This is a genomic window from Pseudomonas sp. BIGb0278 (assembly GCF_024809895.1).
Classification (GTDB): Bacteria; Pseudomonadota; Gammaproteobacteria; order Pseudomonadales; family Pseudomonadaceae; genus Aquipseudomonas; species Aquipseudomonas shirazensis.
On record NZ_JANUEL010000002.1, the window covers coordinates 487,945 to 511,040 of the forward strand.

At 61.6% G+C, this 23,096-nt stretch carries 19 protein-coding genes; 4 read left to right on the forward strand and 15 right to left on the reverse strand.

Annotated elements, in window-relative coordinates; genetic code table 11:
- Positions 1–62: 62 nt before the first annotated feature.
- The 5 genes from M2396_RS10920 to M2396_RS10940 form a co-directional block, all read right to left on the reverse strand.
- On the reverse strand, positions 63–1,070 hold the full coding sequence (locus tag M2396_RS10920; RefSeq protein ID WP_101315331.1) for a sulfate ABC transporter substrate-binding protein: 1,008 nt from the start codon (positions 1,068–1,070) through the stop codon (positions 63–65).
- A 49-nt stretch (positions 1,071–1,119) separates the two neighbouring features.
- The gene (gene oscA / locus M2396_RS10925; RefSeq protein WP_101315329.1) at positions 1,120–1,302 is read right to left on the reverse strand and encodes a sulfur starvation response protein OscA; all 183 of its coding nucleotides are present in this window, start codon (positions 1,300–1,302) and stop codon (positions 1,120–1,122) included.
- 178 nt (positions 1,303–1,480) lie between these two features.
- Positions 1,481–4,537 carry an efflux RND transporter permease subunit gene (locus tag M2396_RS10930; protein WP_259074717.1) on the reverse strand — a complete coding sequence of 1,019 codons (3,057 nt, stop codon included), beginning with the start codon at positions 4,535–4,537 and terminating at the stop codon, positions 1,481–1,483.
- Positions 4,534–5,601, reverse strand: coding sequence for an efflux RND transporter periplasmic adaptor subunit (locus M2396_RS10935; RefSeq protein ID WP_101315325.1), 1,068 nt, complete (start codon positions 5,599–5,601; stop codon positions 4,534–4,536). Before M2396_RS10935 ends, M2396_RS10930 begins: the two co-directional genes overlap by 4 nt.
- The gene (locus M2396_RS10940) at positions 5,598–6,686 is read right to left on the reverse strand and encodes an efflux RND transporter periplasmic adaptor subunit (RefSeq protein ID WP_101315323.1); all 1,089 of its coding nucleotides are present in this window, start codon (positions 6,684–6,686) and stop codon (positions 5,598–5,600) included. Before M2396_RS10940 ends, M2396_RS10935 begins: the two co-directional genes overlap by 4 nt.
- A gap of 204 nt (positions 6,687–6,890) precedes the next feature.
- On the opposite strand from M2396_RS10940, the gene M2396_RS10945 reads away from it, so the two are divergent.
- Complete coding sequence (locus M2396_RS10945) at positions 6,891–7,346, forward strand: REP-associated tyrosine transposase (RefSeq protein ID WP_259074721.1); 456 nt, start codon at positions 6,891–6,893, stop codon at positions 7,344–7,346.
- Between the two features lie 215 nt (positions 7,347–7,561).
- On the opposite strand, the gene M2396_RS10950 is transcribed toward M2396_RS10945, so the two are convergent.
- From M2396_RS10950 to M2396_RS10980, 7 genes are all read right to left on the reverse strand, one after another.
- A complete protein-coding gene (locus M2396_RS10950) occupies positions 7,562–8,455 on the reverse strand; it encodes an ABC transporter permease subunit (RefSeq protein WP_101315320.1) in 894 nt (297 codons plus the stop codon).
- The gene (locus tag M2396_RS10955; RefSeq protein WP_101315318.1) at positions 8,452–9,372 is read right to left on the reverse strand and encodes an ABC transporter permease subunit; all 921 of its coding nucleotides are present in this window, start codon (positions 9,370–9,372) and stop codon (positions 8,452–8,454) included. Before M2396_RS10955 ends, M2396_RS10950 begins: the two co-directional genes overlap by 4 nt.
- On the reverse strand, positions 9,369–10,511 hold the full coding sequence (potA, locus tag M2396_RS10960) for a polyamine ABC transporter ATP-binding protein (protein ID WP_101315316.1): 1,143 nt from the start codon (positions 10,509–10,511) through the stop codon (positions 9,369–9,371). Before potA ends, M2396_RS10955 begins: the two co-directional genes overlap by 4 nt.
- Before the next feature lie 57 nt (positions 10,512–10,568).
- The gene (locus M2396_RS10965) at positions 10,569–11,663 is read right to left on the reverse strand and encodes a polyamine ABC transporter substrate-binding protein (protein ID WP_101315314.1); all 1,095 of its coding nucleotides are present in this window, start codon (positions 11,661–11,663) and stop codon (positions 10,569–10,571) included.
- A gap of 174 nt (positions 11,664–11,837) precedes the next feature.
- Positions 11,838–12,935, reverse strand: a complete 1,098-nt coding sequence (locus tag M2396_RS10970; protein WP_101315312.1) for a polyamine ABC transporter substrate-binding protein — start codon at positions 12,933–12,935, stop codon at positions 11,838–11,840.
- Positions 12,936–13,104: 169 nt separating this feature from the next.
- Entirely contained in the window at positions 13,105–14,466 is a 1,362-nt protein-coding gene (locus M2396_RS10975; protein ID WP_101315310.1) for an aspartate aminotransferase family protein, read from the reverse strand.
- A gap of 48 nt (positions 14,467–14,514) precedes the next feature.
- Complete coding sequence (locus M2396_RS10980) at positions 14,515–15,873, reverse strand: glutamine synthetase family protein (RefSeq protein WP_101315308.1); 1,359 nt, start codon at positions 15,871–15,873, stop codon at positions 14,515–14,517.
- 667 nt (positions 15,874–16,540) lie between these two features.
- On the opposite strand from M2396_RS10980, the gene M2396_RS10985 reads away from it, so the two are divergent.
- Positions 16,541–17,917, forward strand: coding sequence for a glutamine synthetase family protein (locus M2396_RS10985; RefSeq protein WP_101315306.1), 1,377 nt, complete (start codon positions 16,541–16,543; stop codon positions 17,915–17,917).
- A gap of 48 nt (positions 17,918–17,965) precedes the next feature.
- On the opposite strand, the gene argA is transcribed toward M2396_RS10985, so the two are convergent.
- Positions 17,966–19,264, reverse strand: a complete 1,299-nt coding sequence (gene argA, locus M2396_RS10990) for an amino-acid N-acetyltransferase (RefSeq protein WP_101315304.1) — start codon at positions 19,262–19,264, stop codon at positions 17,966–17,968.
- A gap of 126 nt (positions 19,265–19,390) precedes the next feature.
- On the reverse strand, positions 19,391–20,533 hold the full coding sequence (argE, locus tag M2396_RS10995; RefSeq protein WP_181105860.1) for an acetylornithine deacetylase: 1,143 nt from the start codon (positions 20,531–20,533) through the stop codon (positions 19,391–19,393).
- A gap of 153 nt (positions 20,534–20,686) precedes the next feature.
- Between argE and M2396_RS11000 the strand changes: the two genes are divergently transcribed.
- The gene (locus tag M2396_RS11000) at positions 20,687–22,081 is read left to right on the forward strand and encodes an inorganic triphosphatase (RefSeq protein WP_259074728.1); all 1,395 of its coding nucleotides are present in this window, start codon (positions 20,687–20,689) and stop codon (positions 22,079–22,081) included.
- Here M2396_RS11000 and M2396_RS11005 read toward each other — a convergent pair.
- Positions 22,070–22,540, reverse strand: a complete 471-nt coding sequence (locus M2396_RS11005; RefSeq protein WP_101315298.1) for an Lrp/AsnC family transcriptional regulator — start codon at positions 22,538–22,540, stop codon at positions 22,070–22,072. The genes M2396_RS11000 and M2396_RS11005 overlap by 12 nt on opposite strands.
- A 126-nt stretch (positions 22,541–22,666) precedes the next feature.
- Here M2396_RS11005 and M2396_RS11010 point away from each other — a divergent pair, with 126 nt between their 5' ends.
- Positions 22,667–22,993 carry a hypothetical protein gene (locus M2396_RS11010; protein ID WP_101315296.1) on the forward strand — a complete coding sequence of 109 codons (327 nt, stop codon included), beginning with the start codon at positions 22,667–22,669 and terminating at the stop codon, positions 22,991–22,993.
- Positions 22,994–23,096 lie beyond the last annotated feature (103 nt).

Sequence of the window (23,096 nt, forward strand, 5' to 3'; positions counted from 1 at the left end):
CCGGGACAAGTCCCGGGCCCATGCAGGCTACTGAAGCTCCAGTGCGGCACTGTACTGCCGAGTTACTGCGCCTGGTAGATCTGATCGAACACACCGCCATCGTTGAAGAATTTCGGCTGTGCAGTTTTCCAGCCGCCGAAGTCCTTGTCGATGGTCACCAGGTCAAGTTTGGGGAATTGCTTGCCATATTCGGCAGCCACTTTCTGGTCACGCGGGCGGTAGAAGTTCTCGGCGGCAATTTTCTGCCCGGCCGGGCTGTACAGGTACTTGAGGTATTCCTCGGCGATCTGCTCGTTGCCTTTCTTCTGCGCGTTCTTGTCGACCACTGCCACTGGCGGCTCGGCGAGGATCGACAGCGAAGGCACGACGATTTCGAACTTGTCGCCGCCGCCATCTTCCTTCAAGGCCAGGAACGCTTCGTTTTCCCACGCCAGCAGCACATCGCCCTGACCGTTGTTGACGAAGGTGATGGTCGAGCCGCGGGCACCGGTGTCCAGCACAGGCACGTGCTTGAACAGCTGCTGCACGTATTCCTGGGCCTTGGCTTCGCTGCCGCCGGCTTTCAGGCCATAGGCCCAGGCGGCGAGGAAGTTCCAGCGAGCGCCGCCGGAGGTTTTCGGGTTGGGAGTGATCACCGACACGTCGTTCTTGACCAGGTCGCCCCAGTCCTTGATGCCTTTCGGGTTGCCTTTGCGCACCAGGAAGACGATGGTCGAGGTGTACGGTGTGCTGGCGTCCGGCAGGCGGGTCTGCCAGTTCTCTGGCAGAGTCTTGCCGAGCTTGGCGATTTCGTCGATGTCGCCGGCCAGGGCCAGGGTCACCACGTCGGCGCGCAGGCCGTCGATCACTGCACGGCCTTGCTTGCCCGAGCCACCATGGGATTGCTGAATCTTGACCTTGTCATCCGGGTGCGCCTGCTGCCAGTGCTTGATGAACTCGGCGTTGTACTGCTGATACAGCTCACGGGTTGGGTCATAGGACACGTTGAGCAGTTCGTAGTCCTTGGCGATGGCGGAACCGGCAAACACGGCACTGGCCAGAGCGGCGAGCGCATAACGGCGGATGGACATGGTGAAGCTCCCGAATTGGCTTTTTTTCTAATTGGTAAGTAGTGCGCGATCAGCCGGTCTTGTTGCCGGGCTGCTGCAGGCGGAACTTCTCCTTGCGCTCGATCTGCACGACCTGAGCGTTATGCACGGTGATCTCCACCGCGCCGAAGCGCAGGTCGCGCAGGGCGGCCTGGATCTCACGCAAAATGGTCGCTTCGTCCTGACCGTCGATGCTACGCAGGGATGCACTCATGCTCGTTCTCCTGTGAGTGAAGTGCCGGGCAGGGGTTTGAAGGGGATTTGCGCCTGGCTTGAAGCTGATAATAGTGAGGCGCGGATATTCTTAAAAATACTATTTAAGAATGTTTATATAACCAAAAGCAGAAAGGCCATTGCGCTGGGCAATGGCCTTTTCTGAACGGCGCGCGGTATTAGCTGGAGGACTGTTCTGGCTCGCGAATCTTGTACCAGGCCACATACAGCGCCGGCAGGAACAACAGCGTCAGCAGCGTTGCACTGATGATGCCGCCAATCATGGCGTAGGCCATCGGCCCCCAGAACACCTCGCGGGCAATCGGGATCATGCCCAGGCTGGCCGCCGCTGCGGTGAGCAGGATCGGCCGGCGGCGATGGTTGGTCGCCTCAAGCACCGCAGCCCAGGGCGACAGGCCCTGCGCCTCGAATTCGTCGATCTGGGTGACCAGGATCACCGAGTTGCGGATGATGATGCCGATCAGCGCCAGGATTCCGAGGATCGCCACAAAGCCCATTGGCGTACCCGTCGGCACCAGCGCCAGCACCACCCCGATCAAGCCCAAAGGCGCCACGCTGACCACCAGGAACAGCTTCTGCACGCTGTGCAGCTGGATCATGAGGAAAGTCGCCATGAGGAACAGCATCAACGGAATAACCTGGCCAATTGGCCCCTGCGCCTTGCCGCTCTCCTCGACCGTACCGCCGGTGGCCACTTCGTAGCCCGGCGGCAACTTGCTGGCGAACTCTTCGATATCCGGTTTGAGCTGTTTGACCAGGTCGGTCGGCTGGATATCACCGTTGACCGAGGCCTTGATGGTGATGGTCGGCTTGCGATCGCGGCGCCACACCAGCGGCTGCTCCAGCTCGTAGCGCACCGTGGCAATCGACAGCAGCGGGATCGAGGTGCCGTTGGGAGTCAGTATCTGCAGGTTCTGCAAGGTATCGGGCGAGCCGCGCTCGCTGTCTTCGGCGCGGGCGATCACGTCGACCAGGTAGATGCTGTCGTTGACCTGGGTGATCGGCACGCCGCTGACAATGCTGTTCATCACATTGGCGACGTCTTCGGACGACAAGCCCAACTGACGCGCCTTGTCCTGAGCGATCTCGACCCGTAGGACTTTGCCCGGCTCGTTCCAGTCGAAGATCATCTCGCCTATGTGCTGATTGCTGTCGAGCATGGTCGCCAGGTCGATCGCGTGCTTGCGCACCAGGTCGATGTCCTTGCCGCTGATCCGGTACTGGATTGGCCTGCCCACCGGCGGGCCCATCTCCAGCGACTGCACATTGCTGCCAATGCCGACGAAGTCTTCGCGCAGCAGCTTGCGCAGCCGGTCCATCAGCCCGGCACGCTCCTCCAGGCCTTTGCTGACGATCACCAGCTGGGCGTAGTACGGGTTCTGCAGCTGCTGATCGAGCGGCAGGTAGAAACGGATCGCGCCCTGGCCGATGTAACTGCTCCAGTGCACCAGATCGGGGTCGTCCTTGATCTTCGCTTCAAGCCGATCGACCACCTTCCGGGTCTCCTCGATCGAGGCGTTTTGCGGCAGGTTGAGGTCGACCAGGATTTCCGGGCGGTCCGAGGACGGGAAGAACTGGTTCTGCACAAAGCGCATCGAAAACAGCGCCAGAACGAAGATCAGCACCGTGCCGATGATCGTCCACCAGCGGTTGCGCATGCACCACAGCAAACCATGCTCGAAGGCACGACCGACACGGCCGGTCTTGGCTTCGTGCTCCTTGACCTTGTTGGCCTTGAGTATATGCACGCCGAGTACCGGGGCGAAGAACACCGCCACCACCCACGACACGATCAACGCCACTGCGATCACCGCGAACAGGGTGAAGGTGTACTCGCCGGCAGAGCTGGCGTTGAGCCCGATGGGCACAAAGCCGGCCACCGTGACCAGGGTGCCGGTCAGCATCGGGAAGGCCGTCGAGGTATAGGCAAAGGTGGCCGCCTGCTCCTTGGTTTCGCCCATTTCCAGGCGCGTGACCATCACCTCGACGGTGATCATCGCGTCATCCACCAGCAGGCCGAGGGCGATGATCAGGGCACCCAGCGAGATCCGCTGCATGGTGATGCCGCTGTATTCCATGAACAGGAACACCATCGCCAGCACCAACGGGATCGAGCACGCCACCACCAGCCCGGCGCGCACGCCGAGGCTGACGAAGCTTACCGCCAACACGATCAGTACCGCCTCGAACAAGGCACTGGTGAAGCCGCCAACTGCCTTCTTCACTACCACGGCCTGATCCGACACGGTGTGCACACCAACCCCGACCGGCAGGTTGGTGATGATCTGGTCCATCTTGGCTTTCATCTCGGCGCCGAACGCCTGGATGTTGCCGCCGGCTTTCATGCCAATGGCCAGGCCAATCGCCGGCTGGCCGTTGTAACGGAACATCGGTGCAGGCGGGTCGGTATAGCCGCGCTGGATATTGGCGATGTCGGCCAGGCGGAAGAAGCGATCATTGATCCGCAGGTTGACGCCCTCGAGGTCTTTCTCGGAGCTGAACTGGCCGCTGGTGCGCACCGAAATCCGCTCAGGGCCGGCCTCGATCACCCCCGCTGGGGTAACTGCGTTCTGTGCTTGCAGAGCCTGCATGACCTGGCGCTGGTCGATCCCCAGCGCCGCCAGTTTGCGCGTCGAGAAGTTCAGGTAGAGCACTTCGTCCTGCACGCCAAACAGCTCGATCTTGCCGATGTTAGGCACTTCGCGGGCTTCGGCGCGGGCCTGCTCGACGTAATCGCGCAGTTGCCGCTGGCTCAGGCCATCGGCGGTGAAGGCATAGATGGTGCCGTAAACGTCGCCGAATTCATCGTTGAACGCCGGGCCCTGAATACCTTTGGGGAACTGGCCGCGAATGTCGTCGATCTTCTTGCGCACCTGGTACCAGATGGCCGGAATATCCGGCGCCTTGGTGGTATCGCGCAGATACACATAGACCGTCGACTCACCGGGGCGGGTATAGCTTTTGACGTAATCGAGCGAGTCCAGCTCTTCGAGCTTTTTCTCGATGCGGTCAGTGACCTGATTGAGCGTCTCGTCCTGGGTCGCGCCGGGCCAGCGGGTCTGGATGACCATGGTCTTGATGGTGAACGACGGGTCTTCTTCACGGCCCAGGTTGAAGTAGGAGAACACCCCCATCAGCACACTGACGAACATCAGGTACCAGACAAAGGACTGATGCTTGAGCGCCCATTCGGACAGGTTGAAGCTTCCTTTCATTGCGCATCCTCGTCAAAGCTGACCGGCTGGCCGGGCTTCAAGCTGTTCACGCCGGCAGTCACCACGCGCTCGCCCGGCTGCACGCCGGAGGCCACGACGATGCTGCTGGCGGTGCGGTCGATCAGGGTCACGTCGCGCAGGGCCACGGTCTTTTGTTGAGTGTCGAGGACCCACACCTGGGTCTTGCCGTCGCGTTCGAGCAAGGCGCTCAGCGGCAACTCGCTACGCGGGGTGACCGCCGAGGACAGGTTGACGCTGATCGCCGTGCCCAGGTGGAACGCTGCGGGGGTACTGGCCAGGGTCAACCGCGCACGCCGGGTGCGGGTGGTGGCGTCGGCTTGCGGCTCCAGCTCGCGCAGGGTCGCGGTGGTATTGACCGCAGGGTCGAGCTGCGCGGCAACAGTGAAAGTCAGGTCTTTGCTCAATTGTTCGGCCAGGCCGATTGGCAGGTCGATGACCGCCTCTTTGACGTCGGGGCGGGCCAGCGTGACCACTTCCTGGCCAGCGCTGACGGTTTGCCCGGCCTCGGCACGCCAGGCGGTGACCACCGCGGCGTTGTCGCTGCGCAGGGTGCTGTAGTCGAGCTGGTCGCGGGCCTGGCTGACTGCGGCGCGCGCTTGTTCGAGCGAGGCACCGGTGGTTTTCAAGTCGGTCTGGGCGATGTCCAGTTGCGCCTGGGCGCCAACGCCGCGGTCGTACAGCTGCTGCTGGCGACGGGCATTGGCCTGGGCATTGATCCACTGCGCCTGGACCCGCGCCAGGTCGCCCTCGGCGGCGCGCAGCTGGTTCTGTTGATCGGTCGGGTCGAGGGTGGCGAGGATATCGCCCGGTTTGACCTGGGCGCCGACATCGAGCCAGCGCCGGGCGATCCGTCCTGACACGCGAAAGCCCAGGGTGCTTTCATAGCGAGCCTGGATCGTCCCGGCGAAGCGCCCCAACTGCGCCTGAACCTGCGGCTGGACCACGGTCGACAGCACCGGGCGGACCGGTTCGGCAGCCTCCTCGTCCTTGCCACAGCCGCCCAGCAGCGCAGCCGAGCAGAGTATCAGCAGCACTGCTTTCATGGCGCGGCGCCTCCGTCCTTGGCGTTGACTTTCTCGACCTGCATACCGGGGTGCAACAGCTGCCCGCCGCTGACCACCACGGTCTCGCCGCCTTTGACGCCATCGGCAATCACCACTCTGCCGGTGAGATAGCGGCCGACCTGGACTGGGCGCAGTTCAACCTTGTCGCCCTCACCGACCACCCACACTGCCGGCTCCTTGAGCGCCTTGGTCAAGGCCGACCACGGCAGTTCGATGCTCGGCCGGCCCTGGGTGCGGCCGCTGGCGGTGACGGGCGAGCCGAGTTGCATGCCGGCGGGCACACTCTGCAGGGCGACCTTGATCTGCACCGTGCCGCTGTCGGCGGACACCGTCGGGGTCACTTCGCGCACCTGGCCCTGCGCCTGCACCTGCGGGTTGTCGAGCAGCTTCACGATCACTGGCGCGTCGCTGGGCGGCGCCATCAGCAGCGATTCGTAGACGTTGAAGACCGCATCGCGATCACCGTCCACGGCCAGGCCAAAGATCGGCATGGTCGCCTGCACCACCTGGCCAACCTCGGCCTGGCGCGAGGTGATGACGCCATCGGCGTCGGCAACCAGCGCGGTGTAGCTCAGTTGCTCCCTGGCATTGGCCAACTGCGCCTGAGCGGCCTTCAAAGCACTTTGATTGCCGCGCAGCGCCGCCTCGGCAGAATCATATTCGCTGCGGCTGGTGTAGCCCTTGGGCAGCAGTTTCTGCTGGCGAACGAAGGCCGCGCTGGTCTGGGTTACCCGCGCCTGCGCAGCAAATACCTCGGCCTTGGCCGAGTCGACGTTGTTCTGCAGGTCCTTGGGATCGAGCCGCGCCAGCACCTGATTGGCCTTGACGTGATCACCGACGTCGACGCTGCGCGAGATGATCTTGCCGCCGACCCTGAAAGACAGGTCGGTCTGCACACGCGCCTGCACGTCACCGGTAAGGGTCACGTTGGCGGCAAAATCTGTGGTCTGGACTTGCTGTACACCTACTCTGGGCAATTCCGGCGGGGCAATTTCTTCTTTGCAACCCACCAATAGCGACAAATAACCCAGGCAAGCGACCGACAATAGGCGCCTCAACGGCATGCGTGCTCCTTGCTTGCGCGCGAATGGTTCGAGGGATGCGACTGTTAGCGTAGATCAGGGTTCCGCAATCGGCACTGATAGGGGTCAGTCAGCCTGACTGATCCTGTAAAGAGTCACGAATGTCATACCCGGAAACGAGAAGCACCGCGTTCTCCATGCGGCAACGGCTACGGTTCAAGAGGGCGTCAAACTCAAGGAAGAACCATGACATTCGCCGAATCCTACCTGCTGCGCCGTGGCCGCTGGTCCGAGCCTGGCAGGCGTTATTTACTGACCACGGTCACTCATCAGCGTGAAGCGCTGTTTGGTCAATTACACACAGCACGCATCGTTGTGCAGCAGCTGCGTTTGTCAGATCAGGAACAGGACTGCCAGTCGTTGGCCTGGGCGGTGATGCCAGATCATGTGCATTGGCTGATCGAATTGAAGTCGGTGACGCTGGGGACTTTGATGCGCAGGTTCAAGTCGAGATCCAGTCTTGCCTTGCACAAGGCCGGCGTTCGCTATAAGCCGGTTTGGCAAGCCGGGTATCAGGATCGGGCGCTGCGTAGGGAAGAAAGCATGCGCAGTGTAGCGACGTATATCGTTGAGAACCCAGTACGGGCCAAGCTTGTCGACAGCATTGGCGATTACCCGCATTGGGATACGGTCTGGCAGTAATTCCGTGTCGTGGCCTTCGCGGGTAAACCCGCTCCTACAGGGTTCTGAGGAACTCATGAAAATGAGGTGACCCAGCAAGTACGGATCACTCACACACCATTGAAAGCTGAGCGGTATCGGGGCCGCCACTGGCACCGCGATGCCCTTGAAACGATCGCGATGCCTGTGGGAGCGGGTTTACCCGCGAAGGGCCGCGAAGCGGCCCCCGAGGTAGGTCAGACGGACGCTGCAGTCTGCGCCGGGCGACGTACCTGAGGCTGGCCAACGCTTGCCGCTGCACCCTCCTCGATAGCCTGCTGGATGGCCTTGCGGCGATGCTCTTCAGCGCGGCGGCTGAAGTACCAGACCATGAAGGTCACCAGCGATACCGACAGCAGGATCAGGCTGGCCACGGCGTTGATCTCGGGTTTGACCCCGAGCCGCACTGCCGAGAACACTTCCATCGGCAAGGTAGTCGAGCCCGGCCCAGAGACGAAGCTGGCCAGTACCAGGTCATCCAGCGACAACGCGAACGACATCATGCCGCCCGCCGCCAGCGACGGCGCGATCATCGGGATGGTGATCAGGAAGAACACCTTCCACGGCTTGGCACCGAGGTCCATCGCCGCTTCTTCGATCGACAGGTCCAGTTCACGCAGGCGCGCCGACACCACTACCGCCACGTAGGCTGCGCAGAACGTGGTGTGGGCGATCCAGATGGTGACGATGCCGCGCTCCTGCGGCCAGCCGATCATCTGCGCCATGGCCACGAACAGCAGCAACAGCGACAGACCGGTGATCACCTCGGGCATGACCAACGGCGCCGTGACCAGGCCACCGAACAGCGTGCGGCCCTTGAAGCGGGTGACCCGGGTCAGCACGAACGCGGCCAGGGTACCCAGCGCCACCGCGGCGACCGCGGTGTAGCAGGCGATCTCCAGCGAGCGCATCACCGAGCCCATCAGCTGGGTGTTGTCGAGCAGACCGATGTACCACTTCAGCGACCAGCCGCCCCATACCGTTACCAGCTTGGAGGCGTTGAACGAGTAGATCACCAGGATCAGCATCGGCAGGTAGATGAACAGCAAGCCGAGCACCAGCATCAGCTTGGAAAAACTGAAACGCTTCATGCTCTGCCCTCCATCTCTTTGGCCTGGCTACGGTTGAACAGCAGGATCGGTACGATCAGGATCGCCAGCATCACTACCGCCAGCGCCGAGGCTACCGGCCAGTCACGGTTGTTGAAGAATTCCTGCCACAGCACTTTACCGATCATCAGGGTTTCCGGACCGCCGAGCAGTTCCGGAATGACGAACTCACCCACCACCGGAATGAACACCAGCATGCAGCCGGCAATGATGCCGTTTTTCGACAGCGGCACGGTGATCTTCCAGAAGCTGTTGAAGGTGCTCGAACCGAGGTCCGAAGCGGCTTCCAGCAGGCTCTGGTCGTGCTTCACGAGGTTGGCGAACAACGGCAGGATCATGAACGGCAGGTATGAATAGACCACGCCGATATACACCGCCAGGTTGGTGTTGAGGATCTGCAGTGGCTGATCGATCAGACCGATCCACATCAGGAAGCTGTTGAGCAACCCGTTGTTGCTGAGGATGCCCATCCAGGCGTAGACCCGGATCAGGATCGCGGTCCAGGTCGGCATCATGATCAGCAGCAGCAAAACCGTCTGGCTTTCCTTGCGCGCGTTGGCGATGGCATAGGCCATCGGATAACCGATCAGCAGGCACAGCACGGTGCTGATGAAGGCCATCTTCAACGAGCCGAGGTAGGCCGAGATATACAGCTCATCCTCGGTCAACAGCCCATAGTTGGCCAGGTTGAGCACCAACTGAATCTTGTCTTCGACGTAGGTGTAGATCTCGGTGTACGGCGGGATCGCCACGTCGGCTTCGGCAAAGCTGATCTTCAACACGATGAAGAACGGCAGCATGAAGAACAGGAACAGCCAGATGAACGGCACGCCGATCACCAGGTGCCGTCCCTCCGGGACCAGCCGCTGGAAGGCTCGCTTGAGCTTGCGGATTTTCATGAGCGCAGTACCACGCCGCTGTCGTCTTCCCACCACACGTAGACTTCGTCGCCCCAGGTTGGGCGGGTGCCCTGGCGCTCGGCGTTGGCCACGAACGACTGGACGATCTTGCCGCTCGGCAGCTCAACGTAGAACACCGAGTGGCCGCCCAGGTAGGCGATGTCATGCACCTTGCCGCGCGACCAATTGTATTCGTAGCTGGGCTGCTCGGTGGTGACCAGCATCTTCTCTGGACGCAGCGCGTAGAGGATGCTCTTGTCCTCGACCGAGGTGGAAACACCGTGGCCGACGTAGATATTGCGCTCAAGCTCGGGGCTGGCGATCAGCGCGTGTCCCTCGGCGTCGTCGACCACCTGCCCTTCGAACAGGTTGACGTTGCCGATGAACTCACACACCAGGCGGCTGGTGGGGGTTTCGTAGATGTCGATCGGCGAGCCGATCTGAGCGATCCAGCCCAGGTGCATGATGGCGATGCGCTCGGCCATGGTCATGGCTTCTTCCTGGTCGTGGGTCACCATCACGCAGGTCACGCCGACCCGCTCGATGATCTGCACAAGTTCCAGCTGCATCTGCGAGCGCAGCTTTTTGTCCAGCGCGCCCATCGGCTCATCGAGCAGCAGCAATTTCGGCCGCTTGGCCAGCGAGCGCGCCAGCGCCACCCGCTGGCGTTGGCCACCGGACAGCTGGTGCGGCTTGCGCTTGGCGTACTGGGTCATGTGCACCAGCTTGAGCATCTCGTCCACGCGGGCGTCGATCTCGGCCTTGGGCATCTTGTCCTGCTGCAGGCCGAAGGCGATGTTCTGCGCCACGGTCATGTGCGGGAACAAGGCGTAGGACTGGAACATCATGTTGATCGGCCGCTCGTACGGCGGCATGTCGGTGATGTCGACGCCATCCAGATAGATGCGCCCTTCGCTCGGCCGCTCGAACCCGGCCAACATGCGCAGCAGGGTCGATTTACCGGAGCCGGAGCCACCCAGCAGGGCGAAGATCTCGCCTTTGCGGATTTCCAGGGACACATCGTCCACGGCAATTGTTTCGTCGAACTTCTTCGTGACCCGGTCGATCTTGACCAGCACCTGCTTGGGTTGCTGGCCACCCTCGAGGGCTTTCTTATAGGCACTGGAGGCAACTGCCATGAGTGAAACTCCCAACAAGATTTTTAAGCCCGCCCTCAAGGAGGCGGGTCTGGATGATTATTTGCCCGACTTGACCTTGGTCCAGCTGCGGGTCATCAAACGTTGCACCTTGGGCGGCAACTCGCTGTTGACGAACATCTTGTCCAGTACTTCCTGCGGTGGGTAAACCGCGGCGTCGTTCCTGACATCCTGGTCCATCAGCGCGCCAGCCTTGGGGTTCGGGTTGGCGTAACCGACGTAATCGCTGACCTGGGCGATAACCTCAGGCTTGAGCAGATAGTTGATGAAAGCGTGGGCCTCTTTGCTGTTTTTCGAGTCGGCCGGAATCGCCAGTACATCGAACCAGAGGTTGCCGCCTTCCTTGGGAATCGCGTAGGCCAGGTTGACACCCTTCTTCGCTTCTTCAGCGCGGGCCTTGGCCTGGAACACATCACCGGAGAAACCGGCGGCCACGCAGATGTCGCCGTTGGCCAGGTCGGTGATGTATTTGGAGGAATGGAAGTAGGTCACGTATGGGCGCACGGCCAGCAGCTTTTTCTCGGCGGCGGCGTAATCCTTGGGGTTGCTGCTGTTGGGATCGAGGCCCATGTAGTTGAGCACCGCGGGCAGCATTTCGTCAGCCGAATCGAGGAAGGCCACACCGCATTTGGACAGCTTCTTCATGTTTTCCGGTTCGAACAGCACTGCCCACGAGTCGATGCTGTCGACGCCGAGCACGGCCTTGACCTTGTCGACGTTGTAACCGATGCCATTGGTGCCCCACAGATACGGCACGGCGTAGAGATTGCCGGGGTCGTTCTTCTCCAGGCGCTTCATCAGCGCCGGGTCGAGGTTGGCATAGTTGGGCAGCAGACTGCGGTCGAGCTTCTGGAATGCGCCCGCCTTGATCTGCTTGCCGAGGAAATGGTTGGACGGCACGACCACGTCATAGCCGGTACGACCGGCGAGCAGCTTGCCTTCCAGGGTTTCGTTAGAGTCGAAAACGTCCTGCACTGGTTTGATCCCGGTTTCTTTCTCGAAATCGGCGAGGGTGGTTGGCCCGATGTAGTCCGACCAGTTGTACAGATGCACCGTAGGCGCCGCTTGGACGCTGCATGCCAGCGTCAGGCCCGCTCCGGCCAGCAAGGCCTTGCGAAGTACAGATTTAGACAAGTGGATGCTCCTTGGCAAACAGTGCATTCGGTGACGGTAGCCGTCAGTGATAAAGGCGCCGCCAGACTGGCAAAACCGGCGCGCAACTTACCCTTGCAGGAACGCTGCGGCAAACTTATTCGTCGCAGTGCGCCTCCGGGCCGAAAACCGCGGCCCAGAGGCTTTCACTCAGGCTTACTTGCCCGACTTGATCTTGGTCCAGCTGCGGGTGATCAGACGCAGGGTGCCTGCATCGAGATCGCTGATTGCGTACAGCTGTTTCTTCACCGCATCCGACGGGTAGATGGCCGGGTCGCTGGTGATGTCCTTGTCGACCAGGGCAGTCGCCGCCTTGTTGCCGTTCGGGAAGCGCACGGCGTTGGTGATCTCGGCCATGACTTCAGGCTGCAGCAGGTAGTTCATGAACTGATAGGCAGCGTCGAGGTTGCTGGCATCCTTGGGGATGGCGACCATGTCGTAGAAGGTGCCGGCACCTTCCTTGGGAATGGTGTACGCCAGCTTGACCTTGTCGCCAGCCTCGTGAGCACGGGCTTTGGACTGTTCGAGGTCACCCGAGTAGCCGACTGCAACACAGATGTTGCCGTTGGCAAGGTCGGAGATGTACTTGGACGAGTGGAAGTACGCCACCGATGGGCGGATCTTCATGAACAGGTCTTCGGCTGCTTTCAGGTCAGCCTTGTCTTTGCTGTTGGTCGGCTTGCCCAGGTAGTGCAAGGCGGCCGGGATCATTTCGGTCGGGGCGTCGAGGAAGGTCACGCCGCAGCTCTTGAGCTTGGCCATGTTCTCTGGCTTGAACACGGTGTCCCACGAGTCGATCTTGTCCACGCCCAGCGCGGCCTTGACCTTCTCCGGGTTGTAGCCGATACCGATCGAACCCCACATGTACGGGAAGGCGTGCTTGTTGCCTTCGTCGCTGGCATCGCCAACGGCCTTGAGCAGGTCTTCGTCGAGGTTTTTCCAGTTGGGCAGCTTGGAGCGATCCAGCTCCTGATAGACGCCGGCCTTGATCTGTTTGGCGAGGAAGTTGTTCGACGGTACGACGATGTCGTAGCCAGACTTGCCTGCCAGCAGCTTGGCCTCGAGGGTCTCGTTGCTGTCGAACACGTCGTAGACCACTTTGATGCCGGTCTGCTTTTCGAACTTGGCCACGGTATCCGGGGCAATGTAGTCCGACCAGTTGTAGACGTGGAGTACTTTGTCGTCAGCCTGAACTGCGGTAGCCATGGCACCCATGAGGGCGGCGGCCAGCAACGTCTTGCCCATTTTCTTCATGCGTAATGCTCCAGAATTTATTATCAAGCCATCTGTTCAGCAGCCAGGTCCCATGGTGCAAGCGCTGGGCGACTGAATCAGTCGCTAGTCTGGCAAGTTACAAGGCGCTGTATCAACAACAGCAGACCCTTGTAACCGCTTAATGTCACAACGCTAGCGTAGCAGGCGGCTATTTCACCGCCTCATAGGTCAAGTCCAGGCACTTGCGCGCCTTTTCCACCAGTTCGTCGATCTCGGCATGGGAGATCACCAGCGGCGGTGCGATGATCATGGTGTCGCCTACGGCGCGCATGATCAGGCCATTGTCGAAGCAGAAGTTACGGCAGATCATGCCGACGCCCTTGCCCTCATAACGGCTGCGAGTTGCCTTGTCCTTGACCAGCTCGATCGCGCCGAGCAAGCCAAGGCCGCGCACTTCGCCTACCAATGGGTGGTCCTGCAGCTCACGCAAACGCTTTTGCAAATACGGTGCCGCTTCTGTCCTGGCGCGCTCGACGATGTGCTCATCGCGCAGCAGGCGCAGGTTTTCCAGGCCGACCGCAGCCGCCACCGGGTGCCCGGAGTAGGTGAAGCCGTGGTTGAAATCGCCGCCTTCGCTGAGTGCTTGGGCCACCTTGTCACGCACGATCACACCGCCCATGGGGATGTAACCGGAGGTCAGCCCCTTGGCGATGGTCATCAGGTCAGGCTTGAGGTCGTAGTAGTCCGAACCGAACCACTCGCCGGTGCGGCCGAAACCGCAGATCACTTCATCGGCAACGAACAGGATGTCGTATTTGGCGAGGATCTCCTTGATCTTCGGCCAGTAGGTTTCTGGTGGAATGATCACCCCGCCAGCACCCTGGATCGGCTCGGCGATAAACGCCGCAACATTGTCTTCGCCGACTTCGAGAATCTTCTGTTCCAACTGCTCGGCCGCCCACACACCGAAGGCGTCCGGGCTCATGTCACCGCCCTCACCGAACCAATACGGCTGAGGAATATGCACGATGCCCGGGATCGGCAAGCCGCCCTGCTCGTGCATGCCACTCATGCCGCCCAGGCTGGCACCGGCCACGGTCGAGCCGTGATAGCCGTTGATGCGACCAATGATGGTCTGCTTGTGCGGCTTACCCTTGAGCGCCCAGTAATGGCGAACCATGCGCAGCACGGTGTCGTTGCCTTCTGAGCCGGAGCCGGTGAAAAACACATGAGTCATGCCCGCCGGGGCCACGTCGCTGATCGCCTTGGCCAGCTCCAGCGCCGGCGGGTGGGCGGTCTGAAAGAACAGGTTGTAGTACGGCAGCTCGCGCATCTGCTTCTCTGCCGCCTGCACCAGCTCTTCACGCCCGTAACCGACCGCAACGCACCACAGCCCGGCCATGCCGTCGAGGATCTTGTGACCCTCGCTGTCCCACAGGTGCACGCCCTCAGCCTTGGTGATGATGCGCGGGCCCTTCTCCTTCAGCTGTTTGTAGTCGCTGAAAGGGGCCAGGTGGTGCTCACCGCTGAGGGTTTGCCAGTCACGGGTTTGCGGGTTGTTGACGCTCATGTGCTTCTCCGTTGTACGACAGCCGCGCTCCTGCGGGCCGGGTTTGGTTCAGACGGCAAACAGCAGGAATTCACGTTCCCAGGAGCTGATCACGCGTTTGAAGTTTTCATGTTCGGCGCGCTTGGTGGCGACGTAGCCGGCGATGAATTTCTTGCCCAGGTACTGCTCCAGCTCATGGCAGTTCTCCATGCGTTCCAGTGCATCTTCCAGGGTCAGCGGCAGGCGCAGGTTGCGCCGCTCGTAGCCACGGCCCTGCACCGGTGCGCTTGGTTCGATGGCCTGGATCATGCCGATGTAGCCACACAGCAGGCTGGCAGCGATGGCCAGGTACGGGTTGGCATCGGCGCCTGGCAGACGGTTCTCGACTCGGCGGTTCTGCGGCCCGGCATCCGGCACACGCAGGCCGACGGTGCGGTTTTCTTCACCCCACTCGACGTTGACCGGCGCCGAGGTATCGGGCAGGAAGCGGCGGAACGAGTTGACGTTGGGGGCGAACAGCGGCAACACATACGGGATGAACTTCTGCAGCCCGCCGATGTGGTTGAGGAACAGCGCGCTCATGCTGCCGTCGGCGTTGGCAAAGATGTTCTTGCCGGTCTGCATGTCGACCACGCTCTGGTGCAGGTGCATGGCGCTGCCCGGCTCGCCGGTCATTGGCTTGGCCATGAAGGTGGCGGCAACGTTGTGCTTGAGCGCAGCCTCGCGCATGGTCCGTTTGAACACCAGTATCTGGTCGGCCAAGTGAAGTGCATCACCGTGACGGAAGTTGATCTCCATCTGCGCCGTGCCGTCTTCGTGGATCAGCGTGTCGAGGTCCAGCTGCTGTAGTTCGCACCAGTCATAGACGTCTTCGAACAGCGGGTCGAATTCGTTGGCGGCTTCGATCGAGAACGACTGGCGGCCGGTTTCCGGGCGGCCCGAGCGGCCTACCGGCGGCTGCAGCGGGAAGTCCGGGTCTTCGCTGCGCTTGGTCAGGTAGAACTCCATCTCCGGCGCGACGATTGGCTGCCAGCCCTTGTCGCTGTAGAGCTTGAGCACTTTCTTCAATACGTTGCGCGGCGACAGCTCGATCGGGTTGCCCTTTTTGTCGTAGGTGTCGTGGATCACCTGAGCAGTTGGCTCGATGGCCCAAGGCACGAGAAACACCGCGTTCTCGTCAGGTCGGCAGATCATGTCGATGTCGGCCGGGTCGAGCAGTTCGTAATAGATGTCATCGTCGACATAGTCGCCGGTCACGGTCTGCAGCAGCACGCTCTCAGGCAGGCGCATGCCCTTTTCGGCGATAAACTTGTTGGTCGGCGAGATCTTGCCGCGGGTGATGCCGGTCAGGTCGCTGATCATGCATTCCACTTCGGTGATCTTGTGTTCTTTCAACCAATCGGTGAGCTGGTCGAGGTTGTTACTCATAAATACCTCAGGAGGTAAGGTGGCCCGGTCGGGATAGCTCGGGCAGTGCTGACGTCGGGCGTCGATCAAGGCGGTAGCCGGCTCGGCGCAAGGGCCGCAGCAGACCCGCGCCTTGATTCTGGATGGAGTAGCCGGGCATTGCAAAACTGCGCGCACAGGACGTCATCGGAACCACGCCGACGGCGGGATTCCTTGAAGCATTCACAGGGCAGAACAAGCGAAGGGGGTGCAGCAGACTGCGACGTAAGGCGTATGGACCGGGGCGACCGTCAATTATTGCGGCCAGAGCATCAGCCTCAGCAAATGGCTGAGCGTTGCCCTTGCGGCGGACGGATTGAGTCCCTGAAAGCACTGCACAGACAGCACCTGCAGGTCGCGACAAGCGGACCATATGACCCTCGTATTATTGTGTTTTGGGTTGCGACCGAGCTTAGCCTTGTTCATTTTTTTACACAACACCTCCGTAAAAAATAAAAGACAGGCAGGCCGAGATAACCCTTTTCGGCTTAAATAGCGGATAATGCTTCGCCCCGATATGCAGCAAATCTGCCGTAGATGTGCCATTTCAGGGCGTTAAGGGGTTGGCTTGACTTCGGTTTGCGTTTCCGATTGACTGGAACTGCAAGCCCCCCTTGATTGATATTTTTAACAACAAAGGTGTTGCATCATGTCGGTACCCCCGCGTGCCGTTCAGCTTAACGAAGCGAACGCGTTCCTTAAGGAACATCCTGAGGTTCTCTACGTTGACCTTCTGATTGCAGATATGAATGGTGTGGTGCGCGGCAAGCGCATTGAGCGCACCAGCCTCCACAAGGTTTACGAGAAAGGCATCAACCTGCCGGCCTCCCTCTTCGCCCTCGACATCAACGGTTCGACCGTTGAAAGCACGGGCCTGGGTCTGGACATCGGCGATGCGGACCGCATCTGCTACCCGATCCCTGACACCCTGTGCAACGAGCCGTGGCAGAAGCGCCCTACGGCTCAGCTGCTGATGACCATGCACGAGATCGAAGGCGAGCCGTTCTTCGCCGATCCACGTGAAGTGCTGCGCCAGGTCGTGAGCAAGTTCGACGACATGGGCCTGACCATCTGCGCCGCATTCGAACTCGAGTTCTACCTGATCGACCAGGAAAACGTGAACGGCCGTCCACAGCCGCCGCGCTCGCCGATCTCGGGCAAACGCCCGCAGTCGACTCAGGTCTACCTGATCGACGACCTCGACGAATACGCCGACTGCCTGCAGGACATCCTTGAAGGTGCCAAAGAGCAAGGCATCCCGGCTGACGCCATCGTCAAGGAAAGCGCCCCGGCGCAGTTCGAAGTCAACCTGCACCATGTGCCTGATGCGCTCAAGGCCTGCGACTATGCAGTGCTGCTCAAGCGTCTGATCAAGAACATTGCCTACGACCATGAAATGGACACCACGTTCATGGCCAAGCCGTACCCCGGCCAGGCTGGCAATGGCCTGCATGTGCACATCTCGATCCTGGACAAAGATGGCCACAACATCTTCACCAGCGAGGATCCCGAGCAGAACGCCGCGTTACGCCACGCAGTCGGCGGTGTGCTCGAGACCCTGCCCGCGTCGATGGCGTTCCTGTGCCCGAACGTCAACTCGTACCGCCGCTTCGGTTCGCAGTTCTACGTGCCCAACGCACAGAGCTGGGGCCTGGACAACCGTACCGTCGCCGTGCGCGTGCCGACCGGCTCGCCCGACTCGGTCCGCCTGGAGCACCGTGTAGCGGGCGCCGACGCCAACCCGTACCTGATGATGGCAGCGGTGCTGGCAGGCGTGCACCACGGCCTGACCAACAAGATCGAACCGGGCCCGGCGATCGAAGGCAACTCGTACGAGCAGCTTGATCAGAGCCTGCCGAACAACCTGCGCGATGCCCTGCGCGAGCTGGACGACAGCGAAGTGCTGAACAAGTACATCGATCCGAAGTACATCGACATCTTTGTCGCGTGCAAGGAAAGCGAGCTGGAGGAGTTCGAGCACTCGATCTCCGACCTCGAGTACAACTGGTATCTGCACACCGTGTAAATGAAAACGCCGTCTGATCAGACGGCGTTTTTCATAGTGGCGTGAGGTTTACAGGGTCTTCTCGAAGATCTTCGAGTTGCGCTGGAAGTTGTACAGCGAAGCCCGCGCCGCCGGCAGCCGCTCGACGCCACTGGGCTCGAAGCCGCGTTCGCGAAACCAGTGCGCAGTGCGCGTGGTCAGCACGAACAGGGTCTTCAGCCCGAGCGTGCGCGCCCGCGATTCGATCCGCTCGAGCAGGTCATCGCCACGGCCGCCGTGGCGGTACTCCGGGTTGACCGCCAGGCACGCCAGCTCCCCCGCCGACGAATCGGCAATCGGGTACAACGCCGCACAGGCGATGATCAGACCGTCGCGCTCGACCACACTGAACTGCTCGATCTCACGCTCCAACACCTCGCGCGAACGGCGCACGAGAATGCCCTGCTCTTCCAGCGGGCTGATCAGCTCAAGCAAACCACCGACGTCTTCGATGCTCGCCTCACGGACGATCTCGAACTGCTCCTGCGCCACCAAAGTGCCGCCGCCGTCGCGGGTGAACAGCTCGGTGAGCAGCGCACCGTCTTCGGCATAACTGACGATATGGCTACGCGCCACGCCGCCCTTGCACGCCTCGCCGGCGGCATCGAGCAGTTCGCCCTGATAGTCGCTGCCCAGCCGTGCCAGGTGCGGCGCGATCTGTTGCGGGCGCAGCTCGCGCACCAGCCGACCGTTTTCATCGAGCAGGCCGGGTTCGGCGCCAAACAGCAGCAGTTTGTCGGCGGCCAGTTCGATAGCTGCGCGGGTGGCGACGTCTTCGCAGGCCAGATTGAAGATCTCGCCGGTCGGCGAGTAGCCCAGCGGCGACAGCAGCACGATCGAGCGTTCGTCGAGCAAGCGATTGATGCCCTTGCGGTCGATCCGGCGGACTTCACCGGTGTGGTGGTAGTCGACCCCTTCGAGCACGCCGATCGGCCGTGCAGTGACCAGGTTGCCGGACGCCACGCGCAGTCGTGCGCCCTGCATAGGCGAGGAGGCCATGTCCATCGACAGGCGCGCCTCGATTGCCACGCGCAAGGCGCCGACCGCGTCGATCACGCAATCCAGGGTGGCGGCATCGGTAATGCGCATGCCGTGGTGGTAATGCGGGGTCAGGCCACGGGCGGCCAGGCGGCTTTCGATCTGCGGGCGCGAGCCGTGCACCAGCACCAGGCGCACGCCAAGGCTGTGCAGCAGCACCAGGTCGTGGACGATATTGCCAAAGTTGGGGTGATCGACGCCGTCGCCGGGCAGCATGACGACGAAGGTGCAGTCACGGTGAGCATTGACGTACGGCGAAGCGTGGCGGAGCCAGGTTACGTAATCGGGCATGACAGGGCCTGTGGCTAAGTGGACGGAGAACGGTCAAGACGCACAACGGTGCGAGGTCATCGTCGGAACAGGCTTGCGGTCACGCGCACTCTCCTCTAGGCAGGAACGAATCAGCTCAATGGACGTTTAGCTCAGGCAATAGTGCCTGATCAGGTCACGCAATAGACGCACGGTAGGCTCGATACGTGACATTTCAAGGTATTCGCCGGGCTGGTGAGCACAGGCGATGTCGCCCGGCCCAAGCACAATGGTCTCGCAGCCCAGCTGTTGCAGGTACGGCGCCTCGGTGGCGAAGGCCACCGCTTCGGCGCGGTGCCCGGTCAAGCGCTCGGCCACACGTACCAGCTCGCTGTCGGCGGCCTGCTCGAACGGCGCCACCTCAGGGAACAACGGTTTGTAGTCGATGCTCACCTGATGCTGCTCGGCCAGCGGCACCAGCTTGGCGCGAATGGCCGCGCGCAGCTGCTCCGGGTCCATCCCGGGCAATGGCCGCAGGTCGAACTCGAGCGCGCACTGGCCGCAGATCCGGTTGGGGTTGTCGCCACCGTGAATGCAGCCAAAGTTCAGCGTCGGCGTCGGCACGGTGAACTGCGGGTTGCTGTAGGTTTGCTGCCATTGCTGGCGCAGGCCGATCATCTCGGTCATCACTGCGTGCATCGCTTCCATCGCACTGTGGCCCAGGCTTGGGTCTGACGAATGGCCGCTGCGGCCGAGAATATCGATGCGTTCCATCATGATGCCCTTGTGCAGGCGAATCGGCCTGAGCCCGGTCGGCTCGCCGATCACCGCTGCGCGGCCAAGCGGCTGACCGGCCTCGGCCAGGGCGCGGGCGCCGGACATCGAGCTTTCTTCGTCGCACGTAGCAAGGATCAGCAGGGGTTGTTTGAAGTCATGTTCGAGCAGCGGCAGCACGGCCTCGATCACCAGCGCGAAGAAACCTTTCATGTCGCAACTACCCAGCCCAACCCAGCGATCGCCCACCTCGGTCAGTTTCAGCGGGTCGCTCTGCCACAACTGCTCGTCGAACGGCACCGTGTCGCTGTGGCCAGCCAGAATCAGCCCGCCAGGGCCCGTGCCGCGGCTGGCCAGCAGGTTGAACTTGCCGGGGGTGACCTGCTGGATATCGCATGTGAAGCCAAGGTCAGCCAGCCAACCGGCGAGCAAGTCGATTACCACGCGGTTGGACTGATCCAGTGCGGGCTGGGTGCAACTGACCGATGGCGCGGCGATCAGGGCGGCGAACTGGTCTTTCAGCGATGGCAACGGCATGCGCGGATTCCTCGAAAACGTCGGCCCATCATAACAACGCCTGACGTAGACGGCGCAAGGCCGCTGCACCGGGGCAACCGACCAGTCGGATCACAGCAGCACGGCTGACTGCTGTAGACTGCCTTGCAACGATGCCCCTCCTTCGAGCCCGCGATGCACAAAGAAACCGAACTCAAACTCCGCGCCAGCCGCGAGACTCTCACCGCCCTTCGTGAGCACCCCCTGCTGAAGAAGCGCAACAAGTCCGGCTGGCAGACCCGCGAACTGCTCAACCAGTACTTCGACACCCCTGAGCGTGAGCTGTCCGCCGCGCGTGTCGCCCTGCGTCTGCGCCGCGATGGCGATGCCGTCATCCAGACCCTCAAGTGCCGTGGCCAGAGCGTCGCAGGCCTGTCTGAGCGCAACGAATTCGAGTGGCCGCTGGAAAAAGCCAAGCTCGACCTGAAAAAACTCGACGCCAGCTGCTGGCCCGAGCAACTCGCCGAGCTCGACAAAAAGACCATCAAACCGCTGTTCACCACCGACTTCACCCGCGAGTTCGCCGAGATCTCCTGGGGCCGCGGCAAGGCCAAAGTGGTTATCGAAGCAGCGCTGGACCAAGGCTTTGTCATCGCTGGCAAGCGCAAGGAAGAAATCTGCGAGCTGGAGCTTGAGCTGCGCGAAGGTTCCGCTGAAGCCCTGCTGGAACTGGCCGCCGAGCTGGCCGCGAGCCTGCCCTTGATGCCCTGCGACATCAGCAAGGCCGAGCGCGGCTATCGCCTGCTTGAGCCAGACAGCTACGAGCTGGACCTGCCGAGTGCCGAGCTCGACGCCGAAATGCCGGTCGACGATGCCTTCACCGCCCTGGCCTGGCAATTGCTGGCGAGCAGCCAACGGCTGGCCGAGCAGTACCGCCACAGCGGCCACTGGCGCCTGCTGCAGGACTGGGTGCAGTGCCTGAGCGAGCTGCGCGCCCTGGCCGGCAGCATGGGCCAGGCCGCGCCGCGCGCGACCACCAGCGCCCTGCGCGCCAGCCTCGACGCGCTGCTGGAAGACTGGCGCCCGCTGGTACAGGCCGGTAACGACGACGAAGACGTCCGCCGCGCCGCGCCCGAGCAGTTCAGCGAAGAGCTGCAAGACCCACGCTGGGGCCAGTTCTCGCTGGAAACCTCACGCTGGCTGCTGGCCCGCGCCTGGACCGTCGAGCGCAAAGGCCGTGGCGAACGCCAGGGCAAGGCGCAGTTGGCCAACTGGCTGCAACACCTGGTCGGCGAAGAAGCCCGCGCGCTGAAGCTGCAAGAGCGTTATGTGCAGCAGCCGGAAGACCTTGGCGAGCAGTTGCCACGCATCGAAACCCTGCTGACCTGGCTGCGCCACGCCCGCCAGGTGCTCGACGTGCCGCAAATGGATCGCCTCTATGGCGAGCTGAACAAGCTGCACAAGCTGGCTGAGCAGCCGTTGGGCGAGGAAGAGAACGACGAACTGCTGATCGCCCGCGTCGAGCAGGCCCGTGCGATCGAGCAGAACCGCGCCTGGAAGCACCTGCTCAAGTCGCCGTCAACGCGCTAACGGCAGGCTGGTCGTGGACTTGATTTCGGACAAGGCCACGATCGAGTTGACCTCCTGGATCCCTGGCACATTCGACAGCTTTTCGAAGAAGAATCGTTCGTAAGCTTCGATGTCCGGGGTGACAATGCGCAACAGGAAGTCGACCGACCCCATCAGCACGTAACATTCCAGCACCTCGGGGAATTCACGGATCGCTTCGGTGAAGCCGGCGAAGTTGGACCGCCCGTGGGCGTTGAGCTTCACCTCGGCAAAGATCTGTGTATTCAGGCCGACCTTCTTGCGGTCGAGCAGGGTCACCTGAGCGCGAATCACCCCCTCTTCCTTCAGCCGTTGAATACGCCGCCAGCAAGGTGACTGCGACAGGCCGACGCGTTCGGCAATCTGCGCGCTGGACAATGAAGCATCCTCTTGTAGCAGCTGCAGGATGCGCCGGTCATAGGCGTCCAGTTCGCTTTGCATTAATTATTCTCCAAGGCGCCAATAGGCGAATTGATCAATCTGCCTAGCTGACAAATCGTCTCAATCATAGCGAAAAAATGCCGCCTGCCGCGTGGCAGAATTTCTTCCGTCCTGGAGGAGAATCATATGAACGCACTTGAACGGCCCGACACCCTGCCCCGCTCCGACGTCTGGGCCGCCAGCGCGGCGCACAGCCACGTGCGTTATCAACTGCAAGCCGAGGCTGAGCCAGACAGCCTGTGCCGAGTGCTGAACCTGTTCGCGATGCAGTTCCTCACGCCCAATAGTGTGCAGATGCGTCAGCAGGGCGACTGGCTGGAGCTGGAAATCGGCATTGATGGTTTGAGCTGGCATCGCGCCGAAGTCATCGCCCAGAAGCTGCGCAATCTGGTTTGTGTCGGCGAAGTCGAGCTGAGCAACTTGCCGCAGTTGCAAGGCGTAGCAGCAGGCTGATAGGTGCTGGGCCTGCTTCGCAGGCTACAGGTTTAGGCGGCGCTACAAGTCCCGGTGGGAGCGGGTTCACCCGCGAAGGGGCGCAAAGCGGCCCCAATTTACT